This window comes from Nocardiopsis sp. RV163 (assembly GCF_001029525.1).
Lineage (GTDB): Bacteria > Actinomycetota > Actinomycetes > Streptosporangiales > Streptosporangiaceae > Nocardiopsis > Nocardiopsis dassonvillei.
The window spans coordinates 1-8,924 of sequence record NZ_LEKI01000197.1; the positions used below are offsets into that span (position 1 = coordinate 1).

The following is an 8,924-nucleotide window of genomic DNA, read 5'->3' on the forward strand; positions in this document are numbered from 1 at the left end:
ACGTCATCAACTTCATCCAGAAGTAGGCCGTGTCGGGCGGCGGGACGGGGTGGGTCCCGCCGCCCCGAACGGCCTACTTCTGGATGAAGTTGATGACGTCCTGGACCGTCTTGAGGTCCTTGAGCTGGTCGTCCGGGATCTCCACGCCGAACTTGTCCTGGGCGGCGACGGCGATCTCCACCATGGACAGCGAGTCGATGTCCAGGTCGTCGACGAAGCTCTTGTCCGGGGTGACCTCGGAGGGCTCGGTCCCGACGATCTCCTCGATGATCTCGCCGAGGCCCTTGAGGATCTCCTGCTCGCTCTGCTGGGACTGGCTCTGCTGGGACATGTCGTCTTTCTCCTTGCTCGGTGATTCGTGTCGGCTCGGGGACACCACGTGAGCCGCGGGCTCGCGGACCCGGTCGGCGTGGTGTGACCGCGGGTTCGGGCGGGTGCTCAGGGGATGCGGATCACCTGGGCGGCGTAGACCAGCCCCGCCCCGAAGCCCAGGGTGAGTACGGTGCTCCCCGACGGCAGCTCCCCGCGTCCGATCATTCGCGAGAGAGCGAGAGGGATGGACGCGGAGGAGGTGTTGCCAGCGGTGACGATATCGCGGGCCACGAGTGCCTGGGGCGCGCCCAGCTTCTTGGCGATGGCCTCCACGATGCGCAGGTTGGCCTGGTGCGGGACGAAGGCGGTCAGCTCAGAGGGCTCCACACCCGCCTTCTCCATCGCCTCCAGGGCCACCTTGTACAGCTCGGTGGTGGTCCAGCGGAAGACCGCCTGGCCCTCCTGCCAAAGGTACTTGCCCTCGCGCAGGTGGATCTTGGCGGCCCGCTCTCCGGAGGAGCCCCACACCACCGGACCGATGCCCTGCTCCTCGGAGGCGGAGACGACCGCGGCCCCGGCGCCGTCGGCGAAGATCACACAGGTGCCGCGGTCGTCCCAGTCCACCCAGTCGCTGAGCTTCTCCGAGCCGATCACCAGCACGTTGCGGGAGCTGCCGCCGCGGACCATGTCCGCGGCCACGCCCAGGGCGTAGCAGAAGCCCGCGCAGGCGGCGTTGAGGTCGAAGGCGCCCGGGGCGGTGATGCCCAGCTTGGCGGCGACGGTGGCGGCGGTGTTGGGGATCTGGTCCTGAACGGTGCAGGTGGCCACGATCACCAGGTCGATGTCCTCGGGGGACAGGCCGCTGGCGGCCAGGGCCTTGCCGCCCGCCGCCACGGCCATGCTGGTCACGGTGTCCTCGGGGCCCGCGATGCGCCGCTCCCGGATGCCCACCCGGCTCTGGATCCACTCGTCGCTGGTGTCGACGCGCTCTTCGAGGTCGGCGTTGGTCACGACCCGGGAGGGCTGGTACTCGCCGAAGGCGGTGATCGCCGCGCCTCCGAGAGCTCTCGGGGAGCTGATCATGGTTAGCCTTCCTGGTCGGTGGCCGCGGGGTTCCCGGCGTGCTCCTTGACGAGGGCGCCGGCGCGGTCGAGGTCGTCGGGGGTCTTGACAGCGAGGAGTTCGACCCCGCGCAGGGCGCGCTTGGCCAGGCCGGTGAGCGTGCCCGCCGGTGTGAGTTCGATCATCGCGGTCACGCCCAGGTCGGCCAGGGTCCGCGTGCACGCGTCCCAGCGGACCGGGGAGGAGACCTGCGTGATCAGGCGCTCCAGGTACTCGGGTCCGCTCTCGACCACGGCGCCGTCGGCGTTGGAGAGCAGGCGCACAGTGGGGTCGGAGGGGGACAGGGGGGCCGCGGCCGCCCGCACCCGCTCCACGGCCGGGGCCATGTGCTCGGTGTGGAAGGCGCCCGCGACCGCCAGGGAGCGCAGTCGCGCCCGCTCTGGCGGGTTCTCGGCGAAGGCCGCGAGCTGAGCGGTGGTACCGGCGGCCACGATCTGGCCGGAACCGTTGTCGTTGGCCGCGGTCAGACCGGCGGCGGCGATCGCGGCCAGCACCTGCTCGCGGTCGCCGCCGAGCACGGCGGTCATGCCGGTCTCGGTCCGCGCCGCGGCGTCGGCCATGCCCCGGCCGCGCTCGGCCACCAGGGCCATCGCGTCCTTGGGGGACAGGACGCCGGCGATGGCGGCGGCCGTGAACTCACCGACGCTGTGACCCGCGACGGCGTCCAGCAGGGCGCCCTCGGCGGGCAGCGCGGGTGAGGGGGCGGCCAGGGGGCCGAGCAGGGCGGAGGCCGCGACGAGGCCGGCCCCGACCAGCAGGGGCTGGGCGACCGCTGTGTCGCGGATCTCGTCCGCGTCCGCGGTGGTGCCGTAGCGCACCAGGTCCAGCCCGGCGACCTCGGACCACGCCTCGACCTGCGCGGAGACACCGGGCAGTTCGAGCCACGGGGAGAGGAAGCCGGGAACCTGGGCGCCTTGGCCGGGAGCAACGATTACAAGCACGACATCAACCTTGCCCTGTAGGAGATCACCGGTCAGAGGGGGAGGAGCACGAACTTACTCGACACCGTTTGTTGGGACTCCACAAACCGGTGCCGAACCTGCTCCCGCGGACCCGTGAGCCGGTGGGAGAGGTCACCCTCCGACGGTACGCTGCGCGCGCGCCCGCTCACGCCAGCGGTTTGCGTCCACCGGGGACGCGGGGCGGCCCGCCGGGCCGGTGCCGCGGGATGCGAACCTGGAGAGGTGAACACCGAACCCCACCAGACCCCGGACGACCAGGGCGCAACGGCGGCCCCGGAGGACGCGCACACCTCCGTCCCCACGGAGCAGGAACGCGTGCGCGCCGAGACCGTGCGCCGCCTGGAACGCTCGATGGGCGCGCTCGGCACGGCCGCCGTGGCCCGCATGGAACAGCGCCTGGGCTGGTTCCGCCGGATGTCGGCCGAGGACCGCTCGTGGATCGGCCTGGTCGCCCAGTCCGGGGTGGCCGCCTTCGTCGACTGGTTCCGCAACCCGGTGCGCGGCCGCCCGGCCATCACCGTCGAGGTCTTCGGCACCGCGCCGCGCGAGCTCACGCGCTCGGTCTCCCTCCAGCAGACCGTCGACATGATCCGCGTGGTCATCGACGTGGTCGAGGGCCAGGTGGAGGAGCTGGCCGCCCCCGGCGGAGCCCAGCAGTTGCGCGAGGCCGTGCTGCGCTACACGCGCGAGGTGGCCTTCAGCTCCGCGAAGGTCTACGCGCGCGCCGCCGAGGCGCGGGGGGCGTGGGACGCGCGCCTGGAGGCCCTGATCGTGGACGCCCTGCTGCACGGCGACCAGGAGGACGGCCTCCAGACCTGGGGTTCGGCGCTGAGCTGGTCGCACACCCCGGTCGTCGCGGTGGCCGGGGAGGTCGGCGACGACGACGGCGGCAAGGTCCTGGACGACCTGCGCTCGGCCGCGCGCCGCCTCGGCCACGACGTGCTGGCCGGGACGCAGGGCCGCCGCGTGGTCGTGGTCATCGGCGTGGGGGACCGCTACCCGGCGGAGGACCTGCCCGCGGCCGCCGCCGAGCCGCTGGCCGGGCTCTTCGGCTCGGGCCCGGTGGTGGTGGGGCCCGCCGTCCCCGACCTGCGGTCCGCGGGGGCCTCGCTGCGCGCCGCGGTCAACGGGCTGCGGGCCGCCGTGGCCTGGCCCGACGCGCCGCGCCCCGTGCTCGCCGACGACCTGCTGCCCGAGCGCGCGCTCCAGGGCGAGGCCGAGGCGCGCGGGCAACTGGTCGAGGAGGTGTACGTGCCCCTGCTGGGCGCGGGGTCGCCCCTGCTGGACACGCTCTCGGTGTACCTGGAGCACGCCTCGTCGCTGGAGGCCACCGCGCGGATGCTGTTCGTGCACCCCAACACTGTCCGGTACCGGCTCAGCCGCATCGCCGAGCTCACCGGGCGCACGCCCTCGGACGGGCGCGGATCCTTCGTCCTGCGGGTGGCGGTCGCCCTCGGGCGCCTCGCGCGGACCGGCGACGCATGACCTCCCGGGTCGGCCGGTTCCGGCCGCGGACCCGCGGAGGGGAACCCGCCGCGTAACCTGATCGTTGCCTGTCATGTCCGTCCCCTTATGGAAGTTTCACCAGAGCCGGGTATGTCGGTAACTGGTTGTGTACGCCCGGGGACCACATGAAAAGGGATAGCTTTGTGGTGGGCGGATTGCCGACGGGACCGTTGAGGCTGCGTCATCCTCGGGCGAAGGTCCCCGCACCGCCCCGTCACGACGTTCTTGGGGGGTCAACGCTGTGGTCGAGCGACCGAGGATAGGGTCCCGGCTCTTCCGTCCGATGATCGATTACGTTCTCGCGCCCACTCAGGAGGGTGAGCTGCGCAGACGGGCGCTGTTCTGGATCCCCGCGCCGCTGCCCGTGCTGGGCGTGGTCTACCTGCTGGTCGGCGGCGAACTGGCCGCCGCGGGGTGGACGATACTGCTGGCCGCCAGCGTGGGCGTCGGAACGATGCTGCTCGCGCTGGTCGTGCAGCCCACGCCCCTCCCCGAGGGGCTGGTGCCGCAGGTCTCCGCGCGCCGCTCGCTGCACCGCTTCCGCCAGTTCACCGGGCTGCGCATCACGCTGGCCCTGGTGCCGGTGGTGATCGGCGCGGCCGCGTCGGTGATCGGCGGGGGCCTGTACCCGCTGTTCGCCGCGCTGGCGCTGGCCTGGCCGCAGCTGCTGCTGGCACTGCCCACCTTCTTCACCATCACCAGGGCGCGCCGGGCCATGGAGGCGTGGGGCACCACCGCCTACCTGTGGCACGCGCTGTCGCGCCCGGCGAAGGTGACCTGGCCGGTCATCACCCCCGCGGTGCGCGGCTGGCGCGCCTGGCGGGCCGAGAACGCCCGGCAGGACCGGCGCGAGTCGGAGGAGGAGAAGGCCTGGAAGGAGGCCGTGCGAGAGGAGAGCGCGCAGGTGGGCGACACCGCCGCCGACCCGGCCGCCACGGAGCGCACCCGGCCCATCCGGCCGGTGGACCAGGAGGCCACCGACGTGCTCCCGCACCTGGAGTCCGGCCGTCCGAAGGCGTCCCCGGCCGCCGACGGGGAGAAACCGACCGAGGTCCTGCCGCACCTGGGCGCCGCGTCGGGGGACGGGGAGCCCGGCGGGGAGGTCCGGCCGACCCGGGCGATGCCCCACCTGGACGGGGACGCCGGGGCCGCGGACGACGCGGAGGACGGTACCGGGGCGGAGGCCGCCCCCGCCCGCACGCCCCGCGGCACGGTGAACCGGGCCCGGCACATCCTGGAGCAGGGCAGCGGAGCCCTCGGGCTCTCGGTGCGCAAGCCGCGGCGCGGTGCCCAGTCCAGTCGGCGCCCCGCGCCCAACAAGCCCTGACGGGCCCCGCCCCGTCCGGGGGCGCCGTCGGCCTGTCCCGGCCCGCGGCGCCCCCGGCGGCGTTTCGCGCCCGCTCCGCGGGCGGGGCCGCGCGTCGACGCGGGGACCGTCACAGGTCCGCGGTCATCCGCACGTCGGGCAGCGCGTCGCCCCCGCCCCGGGCGCAGTGGTACCAGGAGGCCCGGGCCCCGCGCCCGGCGAAGTCCACCTGGCCCAGGGTGTTGCCGAAGTAGGGGGCCGACCCCAGGTCCCAGCTCAGATCGGGCTCGGGGACCCCCGCCAGCCGCGTCAGCAGCCACCCGATCGCGCGCAGCGGGCGGCTCACCGACAGCCGGACCATGCGGCGCATGCTCGTCGGGGCCTGGTTGCACAGCGGGGAGGAGACCAGCTGTGCCACCCGGCTCGCGCCGCCCCGGCGGTGGCGGGCGCGCGCCAGGTATGAGAAGTGCACGTCCCCGCCCAGGAACAGCACGGTGGCCGGCGCCGGGCCGCGTTCGCCCCGCGCCAGCTCGCCCACGGCGTCGGACAGGCGGCGGAAGGAGTACTGGAAGGCCGCCCAGTGCTCCAGGTCGATGTCCTGGCGCAGCCGTTCGGAGGGCCCCGTCAGCCACCGACCCCAGGCGCCAGCGCACACCGCCTCGTTCCAGGCCTCCAGCCGGTGCACGGCCGGGGGCAGCAGCACGGGGACGGTCGAGGCGACCACGACGTGGTCCGGTCCGCCGGTCAGGTGCCCGTCCAGCCAGTCGTGGCCCTGGGGCCCCAGGATCGACCTGGAGCCGTCGGAGGGGTCGCCCTCTCCCAGGGCGCGGGAGCAGCGGGTGTCGGCCATCACGAGCCGGACCCCGCCGAAGTCGTGGTGGTGCCCCCACTGGTAGCTCGACGGCTCGCTGTGGGCCTGCCAGGCGAAGGCGTCGACCAGCTCCCCGGCGTCGCCGTCGGCGTCGAGCACCCGCTTCCACAACCGGTCGCGGTCCCTCTCCTGCTCGGAGAGGTTGCCCAGGTGCTGATACACCCAGTAGGAGCCCAGGCCGCTGGTGATGCGCCTGCGCCACCAGGGCCGCCGGTCCATGTCGCGCCGCCAGGCGGCGGAGGTGTTCCAGTCGTCGCGGACGTCGTGGTCGTCGAAGACCATCAGGGTCGGCACGGTGGACAGCAGCCACCGCACCTGCGGGTCGCTCCAGGCCTGCCGGTACAGCTCGGCGTACTCGTCGTAGTACACGACCTCGTCTTCGGGGTCGTCGCGGGCGCCCCCGCGGGCGCGCCGCTCGCGCAGGAACGCGAGCATCGGCTCCCGCACCTCGTCGGCGTAGACCTGGTCGCCGATGAGCAGCAGCGCCAGGTTGCCCTCGACCGGTTCGCGGGCCAGCCGCCGGGCCGTGGCGCGCAGCATGTCGGGGCCGTAGCGGACCACGCCCTCGGGCGAGTCGTGGGTGGGCGTGTGGCAGGACCCGTACAGCAGCCGCGTGGGCGCCTCCGGATCCACGGTGCGCACCGTGCTGGGCGGGAAGGGGCTGTCCGGCTCCGGCCAGACACGGTCCTCGTCCAGGAAAACCTCGTAGGGCAGGCGGGCGCCCGGGGCCAGCCCCGCCACCGTGCAGACGGCGTAGTGGTGGCCGTGCACGTTGAAGGTCCGCGCGGTCGCCTCGGCGGCGCCGTCGACCACGACGCGCACCGCGCAGGGGGCGTCCGTCTCCACCCACACCGTGGCCGCGGTCTCCCCCGGGTACCTGAGCAGGGGCCCCAGGAGTAAAGAAGCAGTCACCGTTTCGCCTCCTTTCGACCAGGTTCGCACATGTGGTGGACGAGTATGGCCCCTCACGGGGCTGAGCGCCATCCACAGCCGGAACCAGGGTGGTTGCACGAGCGCCGCGCCTGCGCGAAGGTGGCGCTATGAGGACACAGATCCTGGAGCTGCACACCGGTGGATCGGAGAGCATCACCGACATCACCCGCCAGTGCGGCGACTTCGTCGCCGGGGCCGGAGGGGACGGACTGCTCAACGTCTTCGTCCCGCACGCCACGGCGGGTGTGGCGGTCATCGAGCTCGGGGCGGGGTCCGACGACGACCTCCTCGCCTCCCTGGCCGACCTGCTGCCCGCCGACGACCGGTGGCGTCACAAGCACGGCTCGCGGGGTCACGGCAGGTCGCACGTGATGCCCGCCTTCGTCGCGCCCCAGACCACCGTCCCCGTCGTCGGCGGCAGACTCGAACTGGGCACGTGGCAGTCCATCGCCGTGGTGGACCTCAACGTGGACAACCCCGACCGGCGAGTGCGCCTGTCCTACCTCTCGTCCTGACGGGCAAGGTTTGGCAGCGCGTTGACGGAACATGCCGCTAGCGTGTGAACTAGGCCATCAGCGATGGTCAGCGGACCCACGTGTCGGGCGCGCAAACAGCCCGGCGTCGTTGTGACAACTGCTTCGTGCAGGCAAGATTGAGAAAAACCATCTGTGGAGGAGAACTTTCGTGAGCGCGACCGCGGGCCAGGCACAGAGCGAACGCGGCTTGGCTGACCGACTCGGATTCAAGCCGGGTCAGGTGGTGCAGGAATTCGGCTTCGACGACGACGTCGACGAGAACCTGCGCGCATCCATCACCGAACTCACCGGTGAGGAGCTGGTCGACGAGGACTACGACGGCGACGTCGACGCGGCACTGCTGTGGTGGCGGTCCGACGAGGAGGAGGACCTCACCGACGCGCTGATGGACACCGTGACCACCATCGCCGACGGCGGAACCATCCTGGTGCTCACGCCCAAGGCGGGCCGTGACCTGCACGTGTCGCCCAACGAGGTCGCCGAGGCCGCGACGACGTCGGGCCTCTCCCAGACCAGCGCGGTCAGCATCGGCGCGGACTGGTCGGGTACGCGCCTGGTCGTTCCCAAGCGGTGACGGACATCACCCGCCAAGGGTGAGGCATCCGGTGCCGCGCGTCCCAGAGGCGGGCGCGCGGCGCTGAGCGGTGCCCACCGACGAAAGGGATCCATGACCGCCCCCGTGGGCGCTCCCGCGCCCGACTTCACCCTCCAGGACCAGTACGGCCAGGACACCTCCCTGGTGCCGGGCCGCCCCGCCCTGCTGGTCTTCTACCCGCTGGCCTTCTCGGGAGTGTGCTCGGGAGAGCTCGCCGAGCTCAGCGCGCGCCACCCCGAGTTCGCAGCCCTCGGCGCCGAGGTAATGGCGGTGTCGGTGGACTCCGTCTTCGCTCTGCGCACCTGGTCCGACCGGGAGGGCTTCCCGTTCCCCCTGCTGTCGGACTTCTGGCCGCACGGCGGCGTGGCCCGGGCCTACGGGGTGTTCGATCCCCGGAGGGGCACCGCGCGGCGGGGGACGTTCCTGATCGACGCCGGGGGAGTCGTGCGCTGGTCCACCCTCACGGGGTTCTCCGAGGCGCGCGACGTGGACGAGTACCTGAGGGAGCTGCGCGAGCTGGTCTGAGATCCGGACGCGGTGGTTCCGGCGAAGCGGTATGATCTCGTCCGACGCACGGGCGCGTAGCTCAGTTGGTTAGAGCAATTGCCTTACAAGCAATAGGTCAGGGGTTCGAGTCCCTTCGCGCCCACGGACTCTGGACGACCCTGCTCGGGGGCCTTCGGCCGCCTTGCCGGGTCGTCCGTCGTGTTTACCGGGGGGAGACCCCCCCGAACCCCCCGAGATACCCCCTGCGGCCGGGGTGGCGGTGATCGGTGGGGTG

The 8,924-nt window shown here is 72.8% G+C and carries 9 protein-coding genes and 1 tRNA gene; 6 read left to right on the top strand and 4 right to left on the bottom strand.

All coding sequences use genetic code 11. The features are described from left to right. Positions 1–73: 73 nt before the first annotated feature. The 3 genes from ABD54_RS23650 to ABD54_RS23660 form a co-directional block, all read right to left on the bottom strand. Positions 74–331, bottom strand: coding sequence for an acyl carrier protein (locus ABD54_RS23650; RefSeq protein WP_047871741.1), 258 nt, complete (start codon positions 329–331; stop codon positions 74–76). Positions 332–438: 107 nt separating this feature from the next. Next, positions 439–1,395, bottom strand: a complete 957-nt coding sequence (locus ABD54_RS23655) for a beta-ketoacyl-ACP synthase III (protein ID WP_047871742.1) — start codon at positions 1,393–1,395, stop codon at positions 439–441. 2 nt (positions 1,396–1,397) lie between these two features. Beyond that, the gene (locus tag ABD54_RS23660; RefSeq protein WP_047871743.1) at positions 1,398–2,375 is read right to left on the bottom strand and encodes an ACP S-malonyltransferase; all 978 of its coding nucleotides are present in this window, start codon (positions 2,373–2,375) and stop codon (positions 1,398–1,400) included. Positions 2,376–2,618: 243 nt separating this feature from the next. Here ABD54_RS23660 and ABD54_RS23665 point away from each other — a divergent pair, with 243 nt between their 5' ends. Both ABD54_RS23665 and ABD54_RS23670 read left to right on the top strand, forming a co-directional pair. Beyond that, a complete protein-coding gene (locus ABD54_RS23665) occupies positions 2,619–3,881 on the top strand; it encodes a CdaR family transcriptional regulator (RefSeq protein ID WP_047871744.1) in 1,263 nt (420 codons plus the stop codon). A 304-nt stretch (positions 3,882–4,185) separates the two neighbouring features. Next, a complete protein-coding gene (locus tag ABD54_RS23670; protein ID WP_047871745.1) occupies positions 4,186–5,229 on the top strand; it encodes a hypothetical protein in 1,044 nt (347 codons plus the stop codon). A gap of 109 nt (positions 5,230–5,338) precedes the next feature. Here the strand turns inward: ABD54_RS23670 and ABD54_RS23675 are convergent, their stop codons facing one another. Further along, positions 5,339–6,991: an alkaline phosphatase D family protein gene (locus ABD54_RS23675; protein WP_047871746.1), complete on the bottom strand. Its 1,653-nt coding sequence runs from the start codon at positions 6,989–6,991 to the stop codon at positions 5,339–5,341. A 128-nt stretch (positions 6,992–7,119) separates the two neighbouring features. Between ABD54_RS23675 and ABD54_RS23680 the strand changes: the two genes are divergently transcribed. The 4 genes from ABD54_RS23680 (at position 7,120) to ABD54_RS23695 (ending at position 8,792) form a co-directional block, all read left to right on the top strand. Beyond that, positions 7,120–7,527 (top strand): YjbQ family protein, encoded by a 408-nt coding sequence (locus ABD54_RS23680; RefSeq protein ID WP_047871747.1) that lies wholly within the window; start codon positions 7,120–7,122, stop codon positions 7,525–7,527. 169 nt (positions 7,528–7,696) lie between these two features. Further along, positions 7,697–8,122 (top strand): DUF3052 domain-containing protein, encoded by a 426-nt coding sequence (locus ABD54_RS23685; protein WP_013153961.1) that lies wholly within the window; start codon positions 7,697–7,699, stop codon positions 8,120–8,122. 93 nt (positions 8,123–8,215) lie between these two features. Continuing rightward, positions 8,216–8,668 carry a peroxiredoxin gene (locus ABD54_RS23690; protein ID WP_047871748.1) on the top strand — a complete coding sequence of 151 codons (453 nt, stop codon included), beginning with the start codon at positions 8,216–8,218 and terminating at the stop codon, positions 8,666–8,668. A 50-nt stretch (positions 8,669–8,718) separates the two neighbouring features. Next, positions 8,719–8,792 (top strand) — tRNA-Val (locus tag ABD54_RS23695). Positions 8,793–8,924: the final 132 nt, after the last annotated feature.